We start from the raw sequence: 23461 nt of genomic DNA on the forward strand, positions 1-23461 counted from the left end.
ACGAACCCCGACCACCCCAGCCCACCCGCCGAGCCAGAAGCTGGGACCCAGGAAAGACAACACACCCCGCCACCCCAGCCCACCCGCCAAACCAGGAGCCCCGACCCACGACAGACGACGAACCCCGACCACCCCAGCCCACCCGCCGAGCCAGAAGCTGGGACCCAGGAAAGACAACACACCCCGCCACCCCAGCCCACCCGCCAAACCAGGAGCCCGGACCCAGCAAGGACAACACGCTCCGCCACCCCGGCCCACCCGCCGAGCCAGGGGCCGAAACCCCCGGCAGACGGTGGACCGCGGCCACACAAGCCCGTTCCGTTCGCTCAGCGGGCTCCGGCCGGCTCCGCGTGGTCGGTCGTGTTCCGGGGCGTGGCCGGCTCCAGTGGTTCGGGGCGTTTCCCGGCCGCGGGACGGGACGGGACGGGGCCTCCGGTGTGCACGGGGAGTTCGCGATGGCCGTTGGAGACGAACGACGCGACCGGGGCCAGCTCCGCGGACGGCACGGCGAGGGAGAGCCGCGGGAAGCGCTCGAACAGGGCGGACAGCGCGATCACCGCTTCCATCCGGGCGAGCGGGGCGCCCATGCAGTAGTGCGCCCCGTGTCCGAAGGACAGATGGGTGCGCCGGGTCGGCCGGGTGATGTCGAACCGGTCCGCGTCGGCGCCGTGGACCCCCGGATCGCGGCCCGCGCCGGCGACCGACAGGACGATCGCCTCGCCGCGCGGGATGACGACCCCGCCGAGGTCGAGGTCCTCGACGGCGTAGCGCAGCAACAGGTTGGCGGCGGCCGGCTGCCAGCGCAGCGTCTCCTCGACCACGTCCTCCCAGCTCGCCTCGCCCGCGCGCACCAGGTCGAGCTGGTGCGGGTGGGTGAGCAGGGCGTGCACCGCGTGGTCGATCAGGTTGACCGTCGTCTCGTAGCCCGCCGACAGCAGGTGGATCAGTGTGTCGAGGAGTTCCTGGTCGTCGAGCGCCGTCGGGTCGCCGCGCTCCAGCGCCTCGCGCTGCCCCCGGACCAGTCCGCTGGTGAGGTCGTCGCCCGGCCGCTCGCGCTTGGCGGCGACCAGCTCGGCCAGGATGCGGTACAGCTCGGCCGCGTGCCGGGCTATCGCCGCGCTGTCGGCGGAGGTGTCGAAGAGGCAGTCGAAGATGGCGCACAGCTCGTCGTGGCGTTCCCTCGGCACGCCGAACAGCTCGCAGATCACGCGGGCCGGGAGCGGGACCGCGAACCGGGCCCGCAGGTCCACCGGCTGGTCGCCGGGCAACCGCGCCAGGCCGTCGAGCAGTTCCGCGGCGATGCCTTCCACCACGGGCCGGAGTGCCTTGGTGCGGTGCGCGGTGAAGGCGCTCGAGACCGCCTTGCGCAGCCGGGTGTGCTCGGCGCCGTACGCCGTGAACATGCTGCGGATGGACACCCACATGGCGAGGGACCAGTCCTCGGGGACCTCCCCTCGGGTCCAGGCGGGCCAGTGCAGGTCGGCGTCCTTGGAGACGTCGGGGCTGGTGAGCAGGCGCGTGATCACCGCCGGGTCGGCGACTGCCCACGCCGGCACACCGCCGGGCAGTTCGATCCGGATCGCCGGGCCGGCCGCCCGGATGCGCGCGGCCTCGCCCTGGATGTCCTGTCCGGCGGGGTCCATTCTGAGCGGGCACTGCTGACCGTTCGACACGTGTCGCCTCTCCCGTGGTCGTTGCGAGTAGGTTCGGTGCCATGCCGCACGGGCGAAAGAGCGCGGCTCCGACGCCGGTGCGGTCGCTCGGAGCGGTACGGCATCGCCCGGCGCTTCGAGGATGACGCACTCCGCCGGGCCCCCGTAGAGTGTGTCAGCCGGACGGCGTCCGGTGATCACCGGTCTGTGACAGTTCGGTGAACTCACGTCCGGTTTCCGGCAGGTCACGCCGGTTGTGCCCGCCCGGCTCCGCGCTGTGCGGTTCGGCGGAGATGCGCGGCAGCAACAGGACCCAGAAGCCGTTGATCGTCGCCTGGGAGACCCACTCCGGTTCCTCCCGGCCCAGCAGCCCGAATCCCGTGGTCGCGGCCACGATGGTGCTCACGGCGTCCCGCGGGGCGATGCCGGGATGGAGCGAGCCGTCCTTCACCGCCTCGTCGACGCAGCGCTGCACGCACTTGTGCCACTCGGCGCGCAGGTCCAGCTGCGGCGTCCACGCCGGGTCGCAGCTGAGCTGGAAGCCCGCGCGGAAGACGACGTTGCCGCGCAGCAGCCGCAACAGCCCGACCGAGATGTCGGTCAGCACGCGCAGGGCGCTCCGGGACCCGCGGTACGCCTCGCGCACCGTGTCCCGCAGGGTCTCCCCCGCGGCCGCCTCGACCGCCGCGGCCAGCGCGGACTTGTTGTCGAAGTGGAAGTGCAGGGCGCCGTTGCTCACGCCTGCCTGTCTGCTGATCTCGCTCAGGGTCGCGTGGGCGTACCCGTGACGGTCGAAGGCGACCGCGGCCGAGCGGATCAGATCACGGCGTGTGTGATACGCCCTTTCCTGCTTCATCAACGAACGGCTCCTTGCTGAGTTGATCCCACCTCCCCCCACCAGCCTCGGATCCGGCTCCAATAAAACCGACCAGGCGGTGTTGTTCGAGCCGAGCCTCTGCTGGTACGCCCGGATCGCCGGCGCCCCAACGGGGCTTGCGCAGGCGCGGACGGCCCGAGTTTACCCTCCCTACCGCTAAAAAGACCACGCGGTCTGCTCTTGGACGCCACCCGTGGTCCCGCGTTGACAAACCGCGTGTACGGTTTTTATTGTCCTCTCACTCGAAGGTGTGTCAACTAGTGGTGAACGCCTCAAGCAGCGCTGAACACCAGGGGTGGCGAGTGATGCAGCGTCCGTCCAACACCCACACGGTCCTGACCGGCAGACGGCCGGCGGCCGACGTACGAGGGAGGGCGGCCGGCCCGTGGCCCGGCTCACCGGGTGACGCCGTAGTCGACCCCGGCGCGCTGCTGCGGTCGTCGGCGGCCGAGTGCGGCCGCGACGCGCCTCCCCCGCGGTTCCGCGCCGAACTGGAGCGGCTGGCCGAGACGGTGAACGCCGAGGCCCGGCTCACCCCGGACGGCGCGGCATCGGTCCGCGACCGCCTGGTGGCCGCCCTCTCCCTGCAGTGGCGTCTCGCCGCGCTGCTCCGTGACGTCCCCGAGGTGTCCGACGCCGCGCTGCCGGCCCCCGTCTTCATCTCGGGGCTGCCGGGCAGCGGCACCTCGCTGCTGCAGAACCTGCTGCTGGAGCACCCCGACGTGGACAGCCCCGCACGGTGGGAGCTGCTGGACCCCGCGGCACCGGCCGGGGAACCCGCCGCGCGCCGCAGTCTGATCGGGCGGGCCCGCGCCCACACCGAGACGCCCCGCGGTGCGGCACACCGGGGCCCGGGGAGGCTGCGCGGGGCGACCCGGCCCGGCAGCTGCCACCGGCTGCTCACCAACGCCTTCCAGAGCCCGGCGCTCGGGCTCCAGCTGCGCGTCCCCGGCTACTGGCAGTGGCTGGAGAGCCGGGACCTCACCGCCGCCTACGCCTTCCACCGCGAGCAGCTCCAGGCGATCACCTTCCGGATCCCCGTCAGGACGCTCGTCCTGCGAGACCCCTTCCATGCCGCCTATGTGCGGGACCTCCTGCGGGTCTACCCCGACGCCCGCGTCATCCGGCTGCACCGGGACCCCTCCGCCGTGGTGGCGTTCACGGCCGCGCTCTCCACCGCCCTGCGCGGCTCCGTCTCCGCCGAGGTCGACCCCGTCGAGGTGGGCAGGGAGTGGACGGAGCACGTCGAACGGCACCTGGACCGGGCCGCCGAGGCCGTCCGCACCGTGGGCGAGGAGCGCCTGCTGGACATCCGGCACGACGAGCTGGTGTCCGATCCGGTGGGGGTGGCCCGGCAGGTGCTGCGGTTCATCGGCGTGGAACCGGTGCCGTCCGTGCTGGAACGCGTCGCGGGACTCGCTCGGTCCACCGCCGATTCGGCGGCCGCCCGGCCTCCCAGGGCCGCTGATTTCGGCCTGTCGGCCCGGGCGCTGCGGGCCCGGTTCTCCGCGTACCGGGCGGCCTACCAGGTCTGATGCGCTCGCCGTGGGGTGTCGATTCCGGCCGTCCTTTCGTCATGCCGCTTGTCAATGCTTGCAGGAGCATTAACATTGGCGAGCACGGGGGCTGGGACGACAGGTGGAGATCACACATGGCTTCCGCTCGCGTGCGACGGGACAACGAGGCAGAGCTCTGGCGGCAGATGACGGTGCTCACCAGTCGCATCAACAGCACACTGGACAGACGGCTCCAGCGCGGTCACGGCATCACGGTCGCCGAGTACACCGCGCTCAGCGTCATGCGCGACCACGAGAAGGCCGGGGGCGTGCGGATGCAGGACCTCGCGGAACAGGTGGGGCTGAGCCAGTCGACGGTGAGCCGGCTCGTCGCGCGGCTGGAGAGCGCCGGGCTCGCCGACCGGATCATCGGCGAGGAGGACCGGCGCGTGATGAACGCCTGCATCACCGCCCAGGGCAAGTCCCTGGTCGCCGAGGCCACCGCGACGTTCCAGAAGGAACTCACCACGGCGCTCGACGTGGCGTCCTTCGACGACCAGACGGCCCCCCTGGTGGCCCGCCTGCGCCACGACCCCACGGCCGTCGGCGGCTGACGGGGCAGGGCTGAACGCGTCCCCCGGGCCCGGGACCGGGGACCGCGGCGTCCCGTGCTCACGGGGCACGCCTCCTACGGCACCGCCGGGCTTGCCGCCCCCGGGGACGTACGGCGCCCGGCCCGCACCCCGCCGCGTCCGGGAGGACACCGGTACGGGTACGGACGGCGAGCGACGACGGCCGCGCCCGAGGCCGGGCACCAGCATGCCCGTGCCCGGCACGGCGGCACGCGAGGCCCCGGCACCGGGAACCGGCATGACGGGACAGCAGCGGCGCCCGGGGCCGGAAGCCGGAGGGGCGGAGCACCCACAGGAACCTGGTCGGTCTTCAACGGGGCCGGCGTGGACGTAGGCACGGTACCGGTGTGTGGCGAGCCCCCCGCCCACGGCCGCGCAGCTGGCGGCCACCGGACGGACGGCCCCTCGAAAGGCGGAGCGCCCACCGGCAGACGGCCGGTCTTCGACGAGGCCGCAACGCAAGGCACAGTACCGGTGCGCCGGAACCCGGGCCGCAGCCGCAGCCGCAGCCGCAGCCGCACAGCCCAACGCCTGAGCCGGCGGCCACCACACGGACCCCGCCCCCAGAACCACGGAAGCCGACAGGCAGAGCGCCCGCAGGCAAGTGGCCCGTCTTCAACGGGCTGGGTAGGCGCGAGGCGCGGTACCGATGGTGCCCCCGAGGCCCGGCGGAAGCCGGGGGCCGGCCGTACTCCGGCGGGCGTCCCGCGGCAGCGGTGCCGGGAGGGGTGCGCCCCCTGAGCGGGCGTGCTCCGGGGCAGCGCGCTCAGGGGGCGGCGCCCGGGCCGACGGTGCCCAGGGTGGGAGGGGCCCGGGTGGGACGGGTCAGGAGTAGGTGTAGAAACCGCGTCCCGACTTCTTGCCCAGCAGGCCGCACTCCACCATGCGGAGCAGCAGGGGCGGCGGGGCGTAGAGGGACTCCTTCGTCTCCTCGTACAGGGCCCCGGCTATGGACACCGTCGTGTCCAGGCCGATGAGGTCGGCGAGGCGGAGGGGCCCCATGGGGTGGGCGCAGCCCAGTTCCATCGCGCGGTCGACGACCTCCGCGGAGGCGACCCCGGTGTCGACCATGCGGATCGCGGAGATCAGATACGGGAAGAGCAGCGCGTTCACGAGGAATCCGGCCCGGTCGGGCGCGGTGATCACGGTCTTGCCGAGCGTGCCGGCCGCGAACTCCGTGACGCGGGCGCTGGTCCCGGGATCGGTCAGCACCGACTCGACCAGCTCGACCAGCGGCAGCACCGGCACGGGGTTGAAGAAGTGCAGCCCGACGACCTTCTCCGGGCGCCGCGTCGCGCGCGCGAGCCGCGCCACCGACAGCGAGGAGGTGTTCGTCGCGATGATGGCGTCCGGGTCGTGGAGCACCTTGTCGAGCGTGGCGAACACCTCCAGCTTGGCCGGCTCGTCCTCGCGGATCGACTCGATCACCAGCTCGCGGTCGGCCAGTTCGCCGAGATCCGTCGTGAACGTGATCCGTTCCAGTGCCCGCGCCCGGTCCGGCTCGCTGATCCGCCCCTTGGCGAGTCCGCGGTCCAGGGAGGCCCGGATCCGTGCCTCACCCCGGAGCCGTGAGTCCCGCGAGGTCACGGCCACCCGCACCGAGGACCCGGCCCTGGCGCAGAGTTCGGCGACGCCGGCCCCCATGGTGCCGCAGCCGACGACCCCCACCTTCTCGATCCGGCGCCGCTCGGCCGGCTCGCCGCCGGCGGCCGCGCCGGTATGGACGTGCTCCACCTTGTCGTCTCCCCCCTCGTCTGTGATGTCCGGTTCAGCCGGCCGGCGCCGGTGTCCGGGGCGGTCCGTCGTGGCCGGTCATCGGGCTGAGCCGGCGTTCGCCGATGCGGGCGCGCAGTCCGGGATCGGTGACGCCGAGTCCGGTCTCGGGGGCGAGGGCCAGCACGCCCACCTTCCCGATGTGCCGGTTGGTCTGCACCGCCCGGGCCGCCTCGCCGGTCTCGGCCAGCGGATGCACGGCGGACAGGATGGGCGAGAGCATGCCCAGCCGGAACAGCCGGTTGCACTCCCACTGCTCCTGGAGGTTGGCCGCGTGGCTGCCGATGATCCGCTTCAGGTTCATCCACAGGTAGCGGTTGTCGAAGTGGTGGTCGAATCCGGTGCTGGAACCGCAGGTGACCACGGTTCCCCCGCGCCGCACGACGAAGACGGAGATGCCGAAGGTCGCCCGGCCGATGAAGTCGAAGACGACGTGCGGATCCTCGCCGAGCCGTTCCCGGATGGCGCGGCCCAGCCGCTTGCCCAGTTCGATGGTCTTCTCCGGGCTGGGCTCGGGATCGCTGTCCAGTCCGATCTCGGTGCGGTCGATGACCACGTCGCAGCCGAGCCGCCGCAGGACCTCCGCCTTGGCCGCCGAGCTGACCACGCCGACCGGAATGCCCCCGGCGTTCTTGACCAACTGCACGGCGAATCCGCCGAGTCCGCCGGTCGCGCCCCAGATGAGGACGATGTCGCCCTGCTTGATGCGGGCGCCGCGGTCGCTGATCAGCATGCGGTAGGAGGTGGCCGCCGTGAGCATCAGGCTCGCGGACTCCTCCCACGTCAGATGGGCGGGCTTGGCCAGCAGCTGGCTGGCGCGTACGACGGTGTAGTGCGCCAGGCCGCCGAAGTTGGTCTCGTAGCCCCATATCCGCTGCTCGCTGCCCAGCATGCCGTCGGCGTGGGTCGCCGGTTCCTGGTCGTCGACCTGGACGCAGCTGACGACGACGTGGTCGCCGGCCTTCCAGCGGCGTACGGCGGCGCCGACCCGGACGACGACACCGGCGGCGTCGGAGCCGAGGACGTGATAGGGCAGGTCGTGCCGTTCGGCCCAACCCCCCTGCCGGGCGAGGCGGTTGAGGAAGGAGAAGGTGGAGACCGGCTCGAAGGTGGCCGACCACACCGTGTTGTAGTTGATGGAACTGGCCATGACGGCGACCAGTACCTCGTCGGGTGCGATGTCCGGCATCGGCACCCGGTCGACGTGCAGCGACTTGCGCACGTCCTTGTCGGCGACTCCGCGGAACATGTCCACGTCCTCGACCCGGGTGTGCACCGCCAGGTAGTCGCTCGGCAGCGGCTGCCGTTCCAGTTGTTCGCGGGTGGCGCCGTTCAGGACGGCGTCCGCCAGGGCATCCATGTCAGTCCTTCGTCGTCGACGCGAGAGGCCGCGCGGGCGGGGGGCCGGGGGAGGTGCCCCCCGCCCGCGCAGTCGGGTCCGCTGCGGTGACGCAGCCGGGCTCAGGAGACCAGGCCGCCCGCGGCAGCGATGTACTGGCCCGTGACATAGCGGGCGTCGTCGCTCGCGAGGAAGGCGACGATGTCGGCGATGTCCTCCGGCTCGCCGATGCGGCCGAGCGGCATCATCTGGGCGAACGTGTCGTACTGGTCCGCGATGGGCGCGGTCTGGTCCGTGCGGATCAGGCCGGGCAGCACGGAGTTGACGGTCACACCGCGGCCGCCGACCTCACGGGCGAGGGCCAGGCCGAGCTGCTCGACGGCCGCCTTGGTCGCCGTGTAGACGCCGGTGCCGGGGAAGGTCATGTGGGTGTAGCCGGTGGAGATGTTGATGATCCGGCCACCGTCGCTGACCTTGGCCGCGGCCTGGCGCAGGGAGTAGAACGTGCCCTTGAAGTTGACGTCCACGGCACGCTCGAAGGTCTCGTCGTCCACGTCGGCGATGTTGCCGTTGCCGGCGATGCCGGCGTTGTTCACGACGATGTCGAGCGAACCGAAGCTGTTGAGGACCTCCTTGTAGAGGTTCTCGATGTCCGTCTTCTGCCCGAAGTCGGCCTGTACGGCGATGGCCTTGCCGCCGGCCGCGGTGATCGCGTCGACGACCTCCTGGGCGGCCGCGGCGTTGCTCTGGTAGGTCACGGCGACATCGGCACCGTCCGCCGCCAGGCGCAGGGCGACCGCACGGCCGATGCCTCGCGACGACGCGGTGACGAGGGCCTTCTTGCCCTGCAGACGCTTGACGTTCTCGGTGGTGGTCATGAAGGTTCAGTACCTCTCGGTTGTTTCTGTCGGGTGATGGTGTTTCTTGCGCGGGAACGCAACCCTCGTCCGTGTGGTGCGCAAGCAACCTCGGTTCAGGCAGGCAGCTCGACGGAGAGCGCGTGCCGGAAGATGTTCCTGGGGTCCCACTTGGCCTTCGCCTGCTGGAGCGCGGCGTAGTTCCCCTTGTAGTAGAGCTGCTGCCAGGGCGTGCCCGACGGGTTCCAGGCCGGGTCCTTGACGTCCACGTCGGCGTAGTTGATGAACATGCCGTCGGTGACGCCGTCCAGCGCGGGCACTCCCCCGGTCTCGCTGTACAGGTCGCGGAAGAACTCCCGCACCCAGGCGAGGTGCTTGGCGTCGTCCGCCGGGTCGGTCCACAGCACCGCGGTCTGCACCTTGAGGACGGAGTCGCGCTGGGCCACCGCGGTGGCCGACGGGGCGATCCGGTTGACCTCGCCGCCGTAGGCCGAGATCAGCATCAGGGCCGACGGGTGGGAGTAGTCCGTCCGCGTCAGGTGCCGGTACATCGCGTCGATCTGCGCGTCCGTGAAGTTCTTGCGCTGGTAGGCGGGCTTGCCCTTGAAGCGGAACAGCGGGTCGGGGCCGGTGAAGCCGGACCACTGGGTGGCGTGCAGCCACGGCACCTTGCGCTGGTCGGCCACCTGGGCGGTGACGCCGGTGCCCTCGCCGACGTAGGCCACGAAGTTCTTCAGCATCTGCTCGGCGTTCGGCGCGGCGGCGTCCACCTGCACGGTCAGCGATATCGCGCCGGCCGCCTTGTGGGTGGGCTTGAGCTCGCTGAACAGGGACAGCTCGGGGGCGCCCGAGGCGCTGTTGTCCAGGTGCCACTGGGCGTAGTTCTTCATGAGCCGGCCGAAGCCGCTCCGGGTCAGGTCGGCCCAGGGCCAGTTGACGGTGGCGATCCACACCTCGGACGGCGCCGGGGGCAGCAGCTTGGACGGGGTGGAGCCGCTCGCGCCGGGCGCGCGCATCCAGTACCGCGTCACGACGCCGAAGTTGCCGCCGCCGCCGCCGGTGTGGGCCCACCACAGATCGCGGTTGGTGTCCGTGCTCTCCCGCGTGGCGATGACCGACCGGGCGGTGCCGTTCCTGTCCACCACGACGACCTCGACCGCGTACAGGTGGTCGCTGATCAGGCCGTACTTGCGGGACAGGGCTCCGTAGCCGCCGCCCTGTATGTGCCCGCCGACGCCGACGGTCGGGCAGGCGCCGCCCGGCAGGGTCACGCCCCAGCCCTTGAACAGCCGCTCGTAGACCTGGCCGAGCTTGGCACCGGCCTCGATGACGAAGGCGTTGCGGGCGGTGTCGAAGCTGACGTTGTTCATCGGGGAGACATCGATGACGGACTTGACCTCGGGGTTGGCCACGAAGTCCTCGTAGCAGTGCCCGCCGCTGCGCACCGCGATCCGCTTGCCGGCGGAGACCGCCGCCTGGACGGCGTTGACCACCTGGCTGGTCGAGCCGACCAGCGTGACGGTGTCCGGGCTGCCGGTGAAGCGCTGGTTGGTGCCGCTGCGCAGGTCGGCGTAGCGGTTGTCGGACGGGCTCACCGAGACCGGGCCGAACCCGGCGGCGGTGGCGTCCGTACCCTCGAGCGTGGCCGCCTGGGCCGGGGAGCCGATCAGACCGGCACCGAGTCCGCCGCCCACCGCGGCGATGCCGGCTCCTGCCGCGGAGCGGGAGATGAACCTTCTACGTGTCACCGAGCTGGTCACTTCTGTTCCTTACGTCTTCGGGCGGGTCACGACGGTGTCCACCGGCGAATGTGTGGAAGTGGGGGGCGTGGGGGGTTGGGATGAGTCCACGCCGTGCCGTGACGACAGGCGGGAAGGCGGTGTGTCTGGGTCAGCCGAGGGGTCCGGAGGCGACCGTGCCGGCCGGTGCCTCGGTGCGGGGGGCGCTCTGCCGGCACCGGCCGGCCGGACGGCGCTCGGCACGCCATTCGGCCCAGGCGATGGCGCAGCCGACGCAGGTGAGGACGGCTCCGGCCAGGAGTACGCTCCGCAGTCCGAATCCCAGGTCGAGCACCTGGCCGCCGAGCCAGGCGCCGAGGGCGATGGCGGTCTGCACCGAGGCGATGCTCATCGAGACCGCGAGGGTGGGGGCGCGGCCGGAGACCGAGTTGAGGACGCGGGCGCCGAGGCCGGGGTTGAGCGCGAAGAACAGGATGCTGAACACGGCCACCGCGGCGACGGCGGCGATCCGGTGTCCGGCCAGGGCGGCGAAGACGGGCAGCGCGAGGGTGAGCCCGGCCAGCAGCGCGGTCAGTGATCCCATCAGGGCCCGGTCGGCGAGCCGGCCGCCCAGGACTCCGCCGGCGAGCGAGCCGAGTCCGAAGACGAACAGCAGTACGGTCACCTGCCGGGGTTCGAATCCGCTCACCCGCTCCAGCAGCGGAGTGAGGAAGGTGAAGGCGGTGTAGCCGCCGGCCAGGCCCACGACCGTGAGCAGGAGCGCCACCTGGACGCGGCGGTCCCGCAGCACGGTGAGTTCGGCCGCCACGCCGCCGCTGCCGCCGCCACCGGGGGTGGCGGGGACCAGTACGGCGGTCGCGACCAGGGCGGCCAGCGTCAGCACGGTCACACCCCAGAACGTGGCCCGCCACCCCCAGTGCTGGGCCAGCAGCAGTCCCATCGGCACCCCGACGATGGTGGCGAGGTTGACGCCGATGATGATGCGGGCCACCGCCGAGCCGGACTTCTCCGGCCCGGCGATCTCCGCCGCCGTGATCAGGGCGAGGGCGAACAGGGTGCAGTGGCCGAGTCCGGTGACCACGCGGGCCGTCATCAGCACGCCGTAGCCGGGAGCCAGTGCCGCCACCACGTTCCCCGCCACGAACAGCGCGAGCAGGCCCACGAGCAGGGGCTTGCGCGGCAGCCTGCTGGTGGCGAGGGTGACCGCGGGGCCGCCGATCACGATGGTCAGCGCGTAGGCCGAGACCAGCAGCCCGGCCTGGGACAGGGACACGTCCAGGTCCGTGGCGAGCTGCGGGAGCAGCCCGGCGATGACGGACTCGGCGGTGCCCAGACCGAACACGCTGAGCACGAGGGCGAACAGGGGTGCCTGCATGGCATTGACTCCGGAAGGGGCGCCGGCGGCGGGGCCGCGGCTCAGCTCAGATGGACGGGGAGTTCGTACAGGCCGCGGATGAGCAGGCCCTCGCGCCAGCGCAGTTGACCGGCGGGGACGGCGAGCCGGATGCCGGGGAAGCGGCGCACGAGGCTGCCGACGGCGATCTGGCCCTCCATGCGGGCCAGGGGCGCACCGAGGCAGTAGTGCATGCCGTGGCCGAACACGAGGTGTCCGGCGTCTCCCCTGGTGATGTCGAAGGTGTCGGGGTTCTCGAACCGCTCCGGGTCGCGGCCGGCCGAGCCCAGGGCGACGAGGACGGGGGCGCCCTGCGGTACCCGGGTGCCGTCGAAGTCCAGTTCCTCAAGGGCGAAGCGCCAGGTGGCGACCTCGACCGAGCCCTCGTAGCGGAGGAATTCCTCGACGGCGCTCTTGATCAGCGAGGGGTCCTGCTGGAGCAGGGCCATCTGGTCGGGGTGCTCCATCAGGGCGAGCATCCCGTTGCCGATCAGGTGGACGGTGGTCTCGTGGCCGCCGATCAGCATGAGGAAGGCCATCGCGGTCAGTTCCGCGTGGGAGAGCCGCTGGCCCTCGTCCCGCGCCTCGATCAGGGCGCTGATCAGGTCGTCGCCGGGGTGCTCGGCCTTGTGCTCGACCAGTTCGGCGAGGTAGGCGCCGAGCTGGGCGGCCGCCTGGCCGACCTTGGCGTGGCCCTCCTCGTCGGCGACGAGGGTGGAGAGCGCCGTCGACCAGTTGTGGATGTCCTCCACGTCCTCGAGCGGCACGCCGAGCAGTTCGCAGATGACCGTGACGGGCACCTTGAAGGCGAACTTGTCGAGCAGGTCCACCGGGCCGGCGGACCGGGCGAGGTCGTCCAGGAGGCCGTCGGTGATCTCCTGGATGCGGCCGCGCAGCCCTTCGATGCGGCGGGGCGTGAAGCCCTTGTGCACCAGGCGGCGCAGCCGGGTGTGGTCCGGCGGGTCGACGTTCAGCAGGTGGCGGACGAGCGAGGCGTCCTCACCGTCGGTCGGCTGGGCCACCGTGGACCGCCAGCGCTCGCCGACCTGGGTCGGGTCCTTGCTCAGCCGGGGGTCGGCCAGCGCGTTCTTGGCGTCGGCGTACCGGGTGACCAGCCAGAACTCGCCGCCGTCCGGCAGGCACATGTGGCTCACCGGGGCCTGCCGGCGCAGTCGCGCATAGAGCGCGTACGGATTGGCCTCGCCCCCGAAACTGATCGCTTCCGGACCTGCGACTGGTGCTGTGGTCATCGCGCCCTCCCCTGGATCGCTTCGCTCGACGGTCAGTTAAAAACAGACGGTGCGGTTTGTCAATTGAGTGAGACGGACTGCCCGATCGGGAAGACGGGCCGGTCAAATACCGCTGAATGCGGACATACCCTGTGACATTCGCGGGCATGCACCCACTGTTCGGTACCGATTACGGAACCGGTGGCGCGGTTTTTTACGGTAAGCTCAGCGCGTCCCGGCCAGCTCGCCGCGCTCCGTGCCGTCCACGGTCACGGGCGCGATCCGTTCGGCGCGGGGCTTGCTCCACCGCCGCATGGCGGGGCGTTCCACCAGGGCGTACAGCGCCCAGGCGACGAGCACGCTGGCCACCAGGCCCGCCAGCAGCAGCGCGAGGCCGACCGGTGTGCTCCAGCCCTGTGGGTTCCCCAACCGCGCGCGGCACCAGATGAGGACGATGGCGTGGACCAGGTAGAAGGCGTACGAGATCTCCCCCAGCCAGACGGCGAAGCGGCCGCGCAGTCCGGTGGCCGTGCCCTCGATGTCGGCCACCGCGGCGGCGGGGACCAGCAGGGCGATGGGCACGATGGTGGCGGCGTTCAGCCCGTAGACGTAGGGCAGTTGGCTGGCGAGGGCGTACCCCGCGAGGAACAGGGCCGCGGCCGGCAGCACGCCGACGCGGATCCACTTGCCGTTCATCACGATGCGCGCCATCAGGATGCCCAGGAAGAAGTCGAGGGCGCGCACGGGCGGCAGGGCGTACACGAACCAGAACTGGTACAGCCCGAGTGGCTGTCCGTCCGGCATGGCCGGGCTGTCCGTGAACACGGTCTGGGCGAGCACGGCGGCGCCGATGACCGCGGCCATCACGCCGACCGCCCATCCCCACAGCGCCTTCACCGGGATCTTGTTGGCCCAGCGCAGCAGCAGCGGGAACGAGAGGTAGAACAGCGCCTCGCAGGCCAGCGACCAGCTCGGCGGGTTCACGCTGAAGAGGATGTCGTAGACCGGGAACCAGGACTGCACCATCAGCAGGTTGGGCACGGCCTGGTGCAGCTCGGTGGTGGTGGCGACGAGGAGCAGCGCCGCCACGAACGTCACCACGTGGTTGGGGTAGAGCTTGACCACCCGGCGCCGCAGGTAGCGGCCGAAGCTGTCCTTCTTCCGGGCGGACCAGGTCAGGACGAATCCGCTGAGGATGAAGAAGAACGAGACACCGACGTGGCCGGCGGTGATGAACAGGTCGTGGTAGAGGTCCACGACGTCGCGGTCGGCGAAGACGTTGACCCAGATCCCGTGGTGCAGGAAGACCAGAGCGGCGGCGATGAAGCGCATCCCGGTCAGCGTCGGCAGCCGGGAACTGCCGGGCGCGACGGACGGGACGGTCGATGTGGGCATGACGTACTGCCTCCTGCGTCGGAGAACGGATACGGACGGTTCCGGCCCTGCAGAGCGGATGCGGAAGGGCGGTCGAGACACGCGGCCACGGTGCTGCTCGGCGCGGATGTGCGGCCCAGCTTAGTGGCGAAATCAATTCACCCGCAAGCATTTGAATCGGGTCGGCGAGAAGTATGCTTGCGCCCGCAATGAATCCCTGGTCCATGAGGACCGCACCCTCTCTCCGGAAGGAACTTCCCATGCGCGCACTGACCCTGGCGGAGTACGGCGGCCCCGAGGTGCTGACCGTCTCCGAGCTTCCCGTCCCCTCCCCCGGGCCCGGTCAGATCCTGGTCCGCACCACGGCCTCGGCCGTCAACCCCGTCGATCTGCTGGTGCGTTCCGGCGCCATCACGCCCGAGCACCCGTTCCCCCTGGTGCTCGGGTGGGACCTGTCCGGCACCGTGGAGGCGGTCGGCGAGGGCGTCGGCCGCTTCGCCCCCGGCGACCGGGTGGTGGCGATGTCCGCCCAGTACGCGACGGGCATCGGCACCCACGCCGAGTACGTCGCCATCGACGCCTCGATCGCCGGCCCGGCGCCGCGCACGGCGGACCCCGTGCACGCCGCCGCCCTGCCGCTCGGCGGGCTCACCGCCTACCAGGCCCTGGAGAAGCTCGCTCCGCAACCCGGTGAGCGGCTGCTGGTCACCGGCGCCGTGGGGGCCGTGGGCGGCTTCGCGACACAGCTGGCGGCGGCGCGCGGCGTCGAGGTGATCGCCCTGGCGCGGCCCCAGGACGCCGAGCTGGCCCGGCAGTTGGGCGCGAGCACGGTGCTGTCGACGGACGAGCCGGTGCCCTCCGGCGTGGCGGATCTGCTGCTGGAGACGGCCGGGACGCCCGAGGTGATCGGCGCGGTGCGCGACGGCGGCCGGGCCGGCTCCGTCTACGCGCCCGAACCGCCCAAGGCCGAGCGCGGCATCACGGTGCTGCAGACCTTCGTCGAGCAGGACGGCGACCAGCTGGCCGTGCTGTCGGACCTGGTCGACCGCGGTGTCATCACCCTGCGCGTGGCCGAGGTGGGCGACTTCTCGTTCGGGCCCGAGGCCCATCGCCGGCTCGCCGCGGGCGGCACCCGCGGGAAGCTGCTGCTGACTCCGTGAAACCGGCGGGGCGACGGCCGGCGCGGCGGGGATGACCGCACGGCTGTGGCCCCGGGGGGCGTCCCCCGGGGCCACAGCCGTGCGCCGTTCTCGTCAGCGGCCGGAGAACACGGCCTTGCCGGGCCCCTCCGCGACGAAGGTGCGCATGCCCGACAGCTGGTCCTGCGTGCCGAACAGGCCCTCGAACAGGGTGCGTTCGAGCGCCAGGCCCGAGTGCAGATCGGTGCCCGTGCCCAGGTCCACGGCCTGCTTGACCGCGCGCAGCGCGAGCGAGGGGCCGCCGACGAACTGCCGGGCCCAGGCCACCGCCTCGTCGAGCACCTGGTCACGCGGGACCACCCGGTCGGCGAGGCCGATGTCCAGCGCCTCGTCGGCGGTCAGGGCACGGCCGGTGAACATGATCTCCTTGGCCCGGGCCGGGCCGACCAGCCGGGAGAGCCGCTGGGTGCCGCCCGCGCCGGGGATCACCCCCAGCTTGATCTCGGGCAGCCCGATCCGGGCCTCCGGAGCCAGGATCCGGTGGTCGGCGGTGAGCGCCAGCTCGCACCCGCCGCCCAGGGCGAACCCGGTCACGGCGGCCACGACCGGCTTGGGGATCTCGGCCACCGCCGTGAACGCCTCCTGCAGCCGGCGCGCCCACAGCACCATCTCGACCGGTTCGAGCGCGGCCATCTCGCGGATGTCCGCACCCGCGGAGAACCTCTCGGGCCCGCCGTACAGGACGACCGCCGACACGTCGGTGCGGTCCGCCGCCTCCTCCGCCGCGGCGCGCAGCTCCCGCTGGGCCTGGTGGTCCAGGGCGTTCACCGGCGGCCTGGACAGCTCGATGGTGCCGATGCCGTCCGCCACCCGCAGCCGCACCCTCGGCCCGGAACCGTTCACGCCCACAGCAGACCTCCGTTGACCTCGAGCACATGACCGTTGACATAGGAGCTGTCGTCGCCCGCCAGGAACACCGCGCCCAGCGCCGCCTCGTCCAGGGTTCCGGCCCGGCCCAGCGAGAACCTGTTCGCGTAGGCGTTCCACACCTTCTCGTTCTGCGACAGCTCGCGCCCCATGCCGTCCTCCAGGACGCCCGGCGCGAGGCAGTTGACCTGGACTCCCTTGCGGCCCAGCTCGATCGCCGCGACCTTGGTGAGGGTCTCGATGGCCGCCTTGGTGGCCGAGTAGCCGGCCGCGCCGATGGCGACCCGGCTGGCCATGCTCGACGAGACCGTGATGATGCGGCCGCCGCCCTGGGCCACCATGCGGCGCGCCGCGCTCTGCACGGTGTAGAAGGCACCGTTGAGGTTGGTGTCCATCATGGCCTGCCAGTCCTCGGCCGGGAGCCGGTCGACCTTGCCGTCCCGGTTCACGCCGGCGTTGGCCACCACGACATCGATCCGGCCGTACGCGGCGACGGCGGCGTCCATCAGCGCGTCCACGTCGGCCGGGTCGGTCACGTCCGTCTCGCGGTACAGCACCCGGTCGGGCAGCTGGTCGATCAACTGCTGGACGGCGTACGGGTTGCGGGCCGCGCAGACCACGGTGGCGCCCTCGTCGAGGAAGCGCTCGGCGATGGCCCGGCCCAGTCCCCGGGTGCCGCCGGTGACCACGGTCACCTTGTCCTTCAGACGCATCGGATGTCCTTTCGGTCAGTACCAGGTGAGGACGGCGGCGCCGGCGGTCATCCCCCCGCCGACGGCGGCGAACAGGATCCGCTCGCCGCGCTCCAGCGGGCGCTGCGCGTGCGCGTGGCAGAGGGTGAACGGGATGGACGCCGCTCCGGTGTTGCCGAACCGCGGGGCGGTGAGCGGGACCCGGGCCATGTCCACGCCCAGTTCCTGCGCGACCGCCTCCACGAGACGGGTGTTGCCCTGGTGGATGAAGACCCGGTCGATGTCGCCGATCTCCAGGCGCGCGGTGCTCAGGACGTCGTCCACGACCTTCGGGATGGCCTGGAGGGCGTACTCCTTGACCGCCCGTCCCTGCATCCGGAAGTAGTGCCGGCCCGCCGCGCGGGCGGCGTCGTCCGCGACCTCCCGGGTGCCGCCCGCGGCGACCTCCACCAGGTCCGCGCCGTCGCCCTCGGCGAACAGCCGGGTCGCGTGGATCCCGTAGCCCTCGGGCACCTCGGCGAGCAGGACGGCGGCCGCGCCGTCACCGAAGAGCGACACGGTGCGCCGGTCGCCGCGGTCCATGATGGTGGAGTACATGTCCGCGCCGATGACCAGCGCGGTGCCCTGCTCCGGGGACGCCCTCAGCATCGACTCGGCGACGCTCAGGCCGTACACGAAGCCCGAGCAGACGGCGTTGATGTCGAAGGCCGGGGTGCTGTGCATGTGCAGCAGCTTCTGCATGCGCACGGCGGTGGCGGGCTGCGGCTGGTCGGGGGTGGACGTGGCGAGCACCGTGAGGGCGACGTGCTCGCGGCTGTACGGGGAGCCGGCGAACAGCTCCTCGACCGCGTGCGCCGCCATGGACGAGGTGGTCGTCCCCGGCTCGGCGTAGTGCCGGCCGTGCACGCCGGTGCGTTCGGTGACCCACTCCTCGGCGGCGCCGGTCCACGAGCTGATCTGGGCGTTGTCGATGACACTCGGCGGGGCGTAGGCGCCCAGGCCGACGATGCCGACGGGCATGGCTGACTCCTTGACTGCGGTTGCGGCGGGTCTCCCCGCGGGTGTCGGGAGGGGGGCGGGTGGCGCGGGCCGGGTCACGCGGGGGTACCGGCCCAGGCGGGCTCGCCGATGATGTCCAGCACGGCGCAGGTCCAGCTGAAGCCGCCGCCGACGCCCAGCAGCAGTACCCGCTTGCCGGGGGTCAGGGCGCCCACCTCGGCGAGGTGGTTGAGGCCGGCGAACTGGTCGGCGGGGCCGAGGTGGCCGATGCGGCGGGAGAAGTCCCAGGCGGTGCGGGACAGGTCCTCCACGCCGATCGGACGCAGGCACTGACGGACCGTCAGTCCGGCGCCGAAGTGCGGGGCGACGATGTGGTCCATGTCGTCCACGCCGGCCTCGGCCTCGTCGAGCGCCTGCCGGGCCGCCTTCCGCAGGCCGTCCTCGACCCTGCGCCAGACCTCGTCCTTGTCGAAGGTCTCCAGGAACTGCTGGTGCCGGCGGTTGAGGTCGATGGGGTGCTCGGCGTCGTGCTGGAACGGGCCGAACGGCTCGTGCCCGCGGTGCATGGCCTCCAGCTCGGGGTCGGTGTGGGTGGCCATCGACACGATGCGGGCGAAGCCGCCCTCCCGGGACAGCGCCAGGGCCGCGGCCCCGTCGCCGTACAGGATCCGGTCGGTGCGCCACCGGTCGAAGTACGGGTCGGTCCACAGGTCTCCGGCGGTGGAGACGGCGACCTTCGCCTCGGGGTGCGCGTGCAGATAGCCGGCCGCCAGCTCCGCGGCGACGAGGCCGCCGTTGGACCCGGAGCGCACTTCGGCCGCCAGGGCGCCGGGGGCGGCGATGCCCTTCTGGATGTAGGAACCGGAGTTCCAGATGTCGATGCCGTTGTGGAAGACGACCGAGTACGTCACGGCGGCCACGTCCTCGGGACGGTAGCCGGAACGTTCCAGCGCCTGGCGTCCCGCGCGCACCGCCATGTCCGGGATGCTGTCCTCGGCGGCGGCGACGGTGACCGAGAGATGGCCGCTGTGCTGCGCCGACTCCTCGTCGTAGACGCCCGCGTCGATGGCCTCCTCGACGCTCATGAACTTGGGCAGGTAGGCGCCGGTCCCGGCGACATAGAGGTGGTCCCACCGCATGGTGGTGCTCCTTGGTGAAGTGGTCGGAGGAAGGGAGGAAGGAAGGAGGGGAAGGGAAGCGCCGGGTCAGGCCCAGCTGAAGGAGTGCGAGGACACCCGCCGCGCCCGGGTCCGGCGCTCGTACGGCAGCCGGCCGTCGGGCATGCACAGGACTTCCATCTGCACGCCGATGGGGGTGGTGAAGTACACCCAGCGGTTGCCCTCGATGGGGCCGCCGGTGATGGTCTCGGGCGTCCCCATGACGTGGACTCCGGGCTGCGCGGCCAGATAGGCGGCAGCGGCGTCGACGTCATCGGTGTGGAACGCGATGTGCGATCCGCCCACATCGCTGTTGCGCGGGGCCGGCGGGGTGCCGTTTCCGGTGTGGGCGCGCAGCTCGACCCGGTCGGTGGGTCCGAGCCGCAGACGGGTCCGGGCGGTGTCACCGTCCTCCCGCGGGCCGTCCGCCGGCAGCGGGGCGGCCCCGATGACGTCCGTGAAGAACCGTACGGACGCCGCCAGGTCGGTCACGGTCAGGGCCAGGTGGTCGGCCCCCCGCACCTCGGCCGGGCCGGCGGGCGGCGCGTGGCCCGTCGCCGGGTCCCCGGTGGTGCCGCGCAGCTCCAGCAGCATTCCCCAGGAGGTGGTGAGGGCCACGCGCCGCCCGGGCGCGTCGCCCGCCCGGCCCGGTACCGGCTCGTCGGCGTCGACGCGGACGTCCGGCCGGGTGCGCAGCAGCGCGGCCACGGCGTCGAGGGCGTCGACGCGCAGCGACAGCCGGCGGCCGCCCGGATCACCCAGCCGGGGCGGCGCCGTGCGCTGTCCGGGCGCCGTGTACTGGAACAGCTCCAGGTTGGTGGCCGGGCCCAGGCGCACCATGGCCACCTGGGCCGTGGCCGAGGCGTGGACGCCCAGTTTGCGGGTCATCCAGTCCCCGTCGGGGTCCTGCACGGGCCCCTCTATGTAGCAGAGCTGACCGCCGAGCACGTCGGCGAAGAACTCGATGGCGGCGTGGAGATCGGCCACGGTGAACGCGAAGTGGTCCACCCGGCGAAGGGCCGGTATGCCGGTGCGCCGGCCGGCCTCCACCTGTGAGCGCGGCATTCCGGCGCTCCCTCCTGTCGGTCCGCATGGCAGAAAACTGCACTCCTGGAACGGGACCGACCGTACAGATACATGCATCTGAAAGCAAGTAAACATCGGACGCACGTCCGCCACCAACAGGCGACGGACCGCCATTCAGCCCGGATGGCCGCGGCCAGGTGACGCCCGCCACTTCCATATTAATTGCTTGCGGTTGCATTGAACACTGCCCTAGTCTCCCGGTGAGGCAGGCCCCGTGACCAAGGAGTCAGGAATGAAATCAGAGCTTCGGCCGACCGAACACGTCTCCTCCGACGGGCTGTTCACGGTCGGCAACCCGGTCACCCACTGGTCGGTGCGCGCCACGAAGCAGGTCGACTACGAGGTGCGGGTGGAGGAGAACCTCCTGAGCGTCTCGAACCGGGCGATCCTGGAGGACGTCGCCGACGGCGCGTCGGTCCGCCGTTTCATCGTCGTGGACTCGGTCGTCGACGAGCTGTACGGCACCCGCATCCGCACCTACTTCGACCACCACCGGGTCAGGTACGAGCTGCTGGTGCTGCCCACCGGCGAAACGGCCAAGAACATGGAGCAGGTGCTGAAGGTCGTCGAGGGTCTCGACGACTTCGGGATCGACCGGCGGCGCGAGCCCGTCATCGCCATCGGCGGCGGCGTCCTCATGGACATCGTCGGATTCGCCGCCAGCATGTACCGCCGGGCCACCCCGTGGATCCGCATCCCCACGACCCTGATCGGCCTGGTCGACGCCGGTGTAGGCGCCAAGACCGGGGTCAACAACGCCGGCCACAAGAACCGCCTCGGCACCTACTTCCCCGCCCAGCGCACCCTGCTGGACCGGACGTTCCTCGACACCCTGGACGACCGTCACCTCAGCAACGGGCTGGCCGAGATCCTCAAGATCGCCCTGATCAAGGACGAGCGGCTGTTCGACCTGCTGGAGGAGAACGCCGGCACCCTGCGCCGGTACCGGTTCCAGCGCCCCGCCGGTGCCGGATCCGCGACCGCCCCCGACCCGGCCACCGAGGTCCTGGAGCGGGCGATCCACGGCATGCTGGAGGAGCTCCAGCCCAACCTCTGGGAGAAGGTCCTGGAGCGGGTCGTGGACTACGGGCACTCCTTCAGCCCGGTCATCGAGATGCACGCCCTGCCCGAGCTGCTGCACGGCGAGGCCGTCTCGGTGGACATGGCCCTGACGACCGTGATCGCCGAGCGGCGCGGTCTGGTCGACGCGGGACAGCGGGAGCGCGTCCTGCGGGTGATGCGGGCGCTCGGCCTGCCCATGTGGCACGAACTGTGCACTCCGAAGATGCTGGTGCCCGCCCTGCGCGACACCGTCCGCCACCGCGACGGCCTGCAGCGCCTGCCCCTGCCGGTCGGCATCGGCTCGGCCTGCTTCGTCAACGACCTCACCGAGGACGAACTGGCCGCCGCCGCGACGCAGCTGGCCGACCACCACTGGGGGGACGCCAAGTGACGGTGGTCGACGGCGGGAAGGCCCCCGCCTGGTCCGCGATCGGCACCACCCCGCCCAAGGCCTCGGTGTACGGCGTGCACGGCGCCGAGGGGAAGACGTACTGGAAGGCCTTCGCCACCCGGCGGCAGCTGCGCTCGCCGAGCGAGGCCGTCGAGTGGGCCTCCCTGCCGGTGGGCGGCGTCAGCGGCGAGCACCGGCACACCCGTACCGAGGAGATCTACCTGATCCTGTCGGGCGCGGGGGAACTCCTGCTCAACGGCGAGTCGCACCCGGTGCGCGCCGGCTCGCTCGCCCTGACCAGCGTGGGCAACATCCACGGCCTGCGCAACACCGGTGACGACCACCTCGACTGGTGGGTCATCGAGACCCTCGCACCGGCCACCCAGGCGGTGCTGTCCGGATCCGAGCCTCCCGAGAGAGCAGACATGACGCAAGCCGTGGTTCACGATCTCTTCGCGCAGAAGTCCGTCGACACCGCGGGGGTGTTCTCCGGCCCGCTCAAGCGGGTCGAGTTCGTGGACGTCGCCGAGGGCGAGCACCGGGTGCTCGGCGAGCCCGACGCCGAACTCGCCGTGTACGTCCACCAGGGCGCCGGGCACGTGGAGGCGGCCGGCCTCACCGAGACGGTGACGGTGGCCAAGGACACCTGCCTGCTGCTGGAGGCGGGGTCCCGCACCACGTTCCACGCGCGGGCCGCGCTGCGGCTGGCCGTCGTGACCCTCGCCGTCGCCGCTGAAGGCGGCCGGCCGTGATCGTCTCGAGCGCCACGGGCGATGTGAGCGTCGCCGTCGCCGCCCAGCAGGCCCACTGGCAGAGCCTGATCAGGCGGGGCATGCTGCACAGCGAGTGCGAGGGCGTGGAGTACTGGGCGCTGCCCCCGGCCGGCCGGCTTCCGGTACGGGCGGATCACGGCGTCGAGGAGGCAGTACTCGTCCTCGACGGCGAACTCTCCCTGCACACCCCGGAGTCGAAGAGTCTGGTCGCGACAGCGGGCCGGCTGCTCCTCATCCCGCACGGTCTCGACGGCGAACTCGTCGCGGGCGACCGGCCGGCCACCGTCCTCACGATCCGTGGACTGCCCGCCGAGGTGTCCGCCCAGCTGCCGCCGCGGATACCCGAACTCCCCCCAGTGGACTGAGCCATGACGACGCGCAAGGAGACCCGGCGACTGGACCGGGTGGTCATCAGGTTCGCGGGGGACTCGGGCGACGGTATGCAGCTCACCGGCGACCGGTTCACCTCCGAGACGGCGACGTTCGGCAACGACCTGTCCACGCTGCCGAACTTCCCCGCCGAGATCAGGGCACCTGCCGGAACCCTGCCGGGCGTCTCCAGTTTCCAGCTGCACTTCGCCGACCACGACATCCTCACCCCCGGGGACGCGCCGGACGTCCTGGTGGCCATGAACCCGGCCGCGCTGAAGGCCAACGCCAGCGACCTGCCGCGCGGCGCCGAAATCATCGTGAACACCGACGAGTTCACCAAGCGCGCCCTGCAGAAGGTCGGCTACGCGGCGTCCCCCCTGGAGGACGGCTCGCTGGACGCCTACCGACTGCACCCGGTGCCGCTGACGACGCTCACGGTGGAGGCGCTGAAGGAGTTCGACCTCAGCCGCAAGGAGGCCGAGCGCAGCAAGAACATGTTCGC

21 protein-coding genes are annotated in these 23461 nt (G+C 71.8%); 7 read left to right on the forward strand and 14 right to left on the reverse strand.

Annotation, left to right across the window (positions count from 1 at the left end; translation table 11 throughout):
* Positions 1–326: 326 nt before the first annotated feature.
* Both AB0E62_RS38335 and AB0E62_RS38340 read right to left on the reverse strand, forming a co-directional pair.
* Positions 327–1673: a cytochrome P450 gene (locus AB0E62_RS38335; RefSeq protein WP_362205208.1), complete on the reverse strand. Its 1347-nt coding sequence runs from the start codon at positions 1671–1673 to the stop codon at positions 327–329.
* 154 nt (positions 1674–1827) lie between these two features.
* Complete coding sequence (locus AB0E62_RS38340) at positions 1828–2508, reverse strand: ScbR family autoregulator-binding transcription factor (RefSeq protein ID WP_362205211.1); 681 nt, start codon at positions 2506–2508, stop codon at positions 1828–1830.
* A 326-nt stretch (positions 2509–2834) separates the two neighbouring features.
* Between AB0E62_RS38340 and AB0E62_RS38345 the strand changes: the two genes are divergently transcribed.
* Both AB0E62_RS38345 and AB0E62_RS38350 read left to right on the forward strand, forming a co-directional pair.
* A complete protein-coding gene (locus AB0E62_RS38345; RefSeq protein ID WP_362205214.1) occupies positions 2835–4064 on the forward strand; it encodes a sulfotransferase in 1230 nt (409 codons plus the stop codon).
* Between the two features lie 116 nt (positions 4065–4180).
* Positions 4181–4639, forward strand: coding sequence for a MarR family transcriptional regulator (locus AB0E62_RS38350; RefSeq protein ID WP_362205217.1), 459 nt, complete (start codon positions 4181–4183; stop codon positions 4637–4639).
* Between the two features lie 843 nt (positions 4640–5482).
* Here the strand turns inward: AB0E62_RS38350 and AB0E62_RS38355 are convergent.
* From AB0E62_RS38355 to AB0E62_RS38385, 7 genes are all read right to left on the reverse strand, one after another.
* Complete coding sequence (locus AB0E62_RS38355; protein ID WP_362205220.1) at positions 5483–6391, reverse strand: 3-hydroxybutyryl-CoA dehydrogenase; 909 nt, start codon at positions 6389–6391, stop codon at positions 5483–5485.
* Positions 6392–6425: 34 nt separating this feature from the next.
* The gene (gene ccrA, locus AB0E62_RS38360) at positions 6426–7790 is read right to left on the reverse strand and encodes a crotonyl-CoA carboxylase/reductase (protein WP_362205223.1); all 1365 of its coding nucleotides are present in this window, start codon (positions 7788–7790) and stop codon (positions 6426–6428) included.
* A gap of 101 nt (positions 7791–7891) precedes the next feature.
* Positions 7892–8647: a 3-oxoacyl-ACP reductase family protein gene (locus AB0E62_RS38365; RefSeq protein ID WP_362205226.1), complete on the reverse strand. Its 756-nt coding sequence runs from the start codon at positions 8645–8647 to the stop codon at positions 7892–7894.
* A gap of 95 nt (positions 8648–8742) precedes the next feature.
* Entirely contained in the window at positions 8743–10386 is a 1644-nt protein-coding gene (locus tag AB0E62_RS38370; RefSeq protein WP_362205229.1) for an FAD-binding protein, read from the reverse strand.
* 130 nt (positions 10387–10516) lie between these two features.
* Positions 10517–11740 carry an MFS transporter gene (locus AB0E62_RS38375; RefSeq protein ID WP_362205232.1) on the reverse strand — a complete coding sequence of 408 codons (1224 nt, stop codon included), beginning with the start codon at positions 11738–11740 and terminating at the stop codon, positions 10517–10519.
* A 41-nt stretch (positions 11741–11781) separates the two neighbouring features.
* A complete protein-coding gene (locus AB0E62_RS38380) occupies positions 11782–13008 on the reverse strand; it encodes a cytochrome P450 (protein WP_362205235.1) in 1227 nt (408 codons plus the stop codon).
* A gap of 204 nt (positions 13009–13212) precedes the next feature.
* Positions 13213–14382: an acyltransferase gene (locus AB0E62_RS38385; RefSeq protein ID WP_362205238.1), complete on the reverse strand. Its 1170-nt coding sequence runs from the start codon at positions 14380–14382 to the stop codon at positions 13213–13215.
* Between the two features lie 239 nt (positions 14383–14621).
* Between AB0E62_RS38385 and AB0E62_RS38390 the strand changes: the two genes are divergently transcribed.
* Complete coding sequence (locus AB0E62_RS38390; protein WP_362205241.1) at positions 14622–15521, forward strand: NADP-dependent oxidoreductase; 900 nt, start codon at positions 14622–14624, stop codon at positions 15519–15521.
* A 93-nt stretch (positions 15522–15614) separates the two neighbouring features.
* Here the strand turns inward: AB0E62_RS38390 and AB0E62_RS38395 are convergent, their stop codons facing one another.
* The 5 genes from AB0E62_RS38395 to AB0E62_RS38415 form a co-directional block, all read right to left on the reverse strand.
* Positions 15615–16403 (reverse strand): enoyl-CoA hydratase-related protein, encoded by a 789-nt coding sequence (locus AB0E62_RS38395; RefSeq protein WP_362205244.1) that lies wholly within the window; start codon positions 16401–16403, stop codon positions 15615–15617.
* Complete coding sequence (locus tag AB0E62_RS38400) at positions 16400–17140, reverse strand: SDR family NAD(P)-dependent oxidoreductase (RefSeq protein ID WP_362205247.1); 741 nt, start codon at positions 17138–17140, stop codon at positions 16400–16402. The genes AB0E62_RS38395 and AB0E62_RS38400 overlap by 4 nt, the downstream gene beginning before the upstream one ends.
* Before the next feature lie 15 nt (positions 17141–17155).
* Positions 17156–18139 carry a ketoacyl-ACP synthase III gene (locus AB0E62_RS38405; RefSeq protein WP_362205250.1) on the reverse strand — a complete coding sequence of 328 codons (984 nt, stop codon included), beginning with the start codon at positions 18137–18139 and terminating at the stop codon, positions 17156–17158.
* A gap of 74 nt (positions 18140–18213) precedes the next feature.
* Entirely contained in the window at positions 18214–19257 is a 1044-nt protein-coding gene (locus AB0E62_RS38410; RefSeq protein WP_362205253.1) for a ketoacyl-ACP synthase III family protein, read from the reverse strand.
* A gap of 66 nt (positions 19258–19323) precedes the next feature.
* Complete coding sequence (locus AB0E62_RS38415; RefSeq protein ID WP_362205256.1) at positions 19324–20340, reverse strand: VOC family protein; 1017 nt, start codon at positions 20338–20340, stop codon at positions 19324–19326.
* A 253-nt stretch (positions 20341–20593) separates the two neighbouring features.
* Here AB0E62_RS38415 and AB0E62_RS38420 point away from each other — a divergent pair, with 253 nt between their 5' ends.
* The 4 genes from AB0E62_RS38420 to AB0E62_RS38435 form a co-directional block, all read left to right on the forward strand.
* Positions 20594–21814: a sedoheptulose 7-phosphate cyclase gene (locus AB0E62_RS38420; RefSeq protein WP_362205259.1), complete on the forward strand. Its 1221-nt coding sequence runs from the start codon at positions 20594–20596 to the stop codon at positions 21812–21814.
* On the forward strand, positions 21811–22566 hold the full coding sequence (locus tag AB0E62_RS38425) for a cupin domain-containing protein (protein WP_362205262.1): 756 nt from the start codon (positions 21811–21813) through the stop codon (positions 22564–22566). The genes AB0E62_RS38420 and AB0E62_RS38425 overlap by 4 nt, the downstream gene beginning before the upstream one ends.
* On the forward strand, positions 22563–22952 hold the full coding sequence (locus AB0E62_RS38430; protein ID WP_362205265.1) for a hypothetical protein: 390 nt from the start codon (positions 22563–22565) through the stop codon (positions 22950–22952). The genes AB0E62_RS38425 and AB0E62_RS38430 overlap by 4 nt, the downstream gene beginning before the upstream one ends.
* Positions 22953–22955: 3 nt before the next feature.
* On the forward strand, positions 22956–23461 hold a 506-nt coding region (locus AB0E62_RS38435), incomplete at its 3' end, for a 2-oxoacid:acceptor oxidoreductase family protein (RefSeq protein WP_362205268.1).

The sequence above is a fragment of the Streptomyces sp. NPDC038707 genome (assembly GCF_040636485.1).
GTDB lineage: Bacteria > Actinomycetota > Actinomycetes > Streptomycetales > Streptomycetaceae > Streptomyces.

Excerpts from the sequence above, each read along its gene's own strand:
- AB0E62_RS38365 (WP_362205226.1), bottom strand. The coding sequence starts at position 8,647 with ATGACCACCACCGAGAACGTCAAGCGTCTGCAGGGCAAGAAGGCCCTC.
- AB0E62_RS38380 (WP_362205235.1), bottom strand. The coding sequence starts at position 13,008 with ATGACCACAGCACCAGTCGCAGGTCCGGAAGCGATCAGTTTCGGGGGC.
- AB0E62_RS38415 (WP_362205256.1), bottom strand. The coding sequence starts at position 20,340 with ATGCCGCGCTCACAGGTGGAGGCCGGCCGGCGCACCGGCATACCGGCC.
- AB0E62_RS38405 (WP_362205250.1), bottom strand. The coding sequence starts at position 18,139 with ATGCCCGTCGGCATCGTCGGCCTGGGCGCCTACGCCCCGCCGAGTGTC.
- AB0E62_RS38385 (WP_362205238.1), bottom strand. The coding sequence starts at position 14,382 with ATGCCCACATCGACCGTCCCGTCCGTCGCGCCCGGCAGTTCCCGGCTG.
- AB0E62_RS38420 (WP_362205259.1), top strand. The coding sequence starts at position 20,594 with ATGAAATCAGAGCTTCGGCCGACCGAACACGTCTCCTCCGACGGGCTG.
- ccrA (WP_362205223.1), bottom strand. The coding sequence starts at position 7,790 with ATGGATGCCCTGGCGGACGCCGTCCTGAACGGCGCCACCCGCGAACAA.
- AB0E62_RS38340 (WP_362205211.1), bottom strand. The coding sequence starts at position 2,508 with ATGAAGCAGGAAAGGGCGTATCACACACGCCGTGATCTGATCCGCTCG.
- AB0E62_RS38390 (WP_362205241.1), top strand. The coding sequence starts at position 14,622 with ATGCGCGCACTGACCCTGGCGGAGTACGGCGGCCCCGAGGTGCTGACC.
- AB0E62_RS38375 (WP_362205232.1), bottom strand. The coding sequence starts at position 11,740 with ATGCAGGCACCCCTGTTCGCCCTCGTGCTCAGCGTGTTCGGTCTGGGC.
- AB0E62_RS38400 (WP_362205247.1), bottom strand. The coding sequence starts at position 17,140 with ATGCGTCTGAAGGACAAGGTGACCGTGGTCACCGGCGGCACCCGGGGA.
- AB0E62_RS38350 (WP_362205217.1), top strand. The coding sequence starts at position 4,181 with ATGGCTTCCGCTCGCGTGCGACGGGACAACGAGGCAGAGCTCTGGCGG.
- AB0E62_RS38345 (WP_362205214.1), top strand. The coding sequence starts at position 2,835 with ATGCAGCGTCCGTCCAACACCCACACGGTCCTGACCGGCAGACGGCCG.
- AB0E62_RS38410 (WP_362205253.1), bottom strand. The coding sequence starts at position 19,257 with ATGCGGTGGGACCACCTCTATGTCGCCGGGACCGGCGCCTACCTGCCC.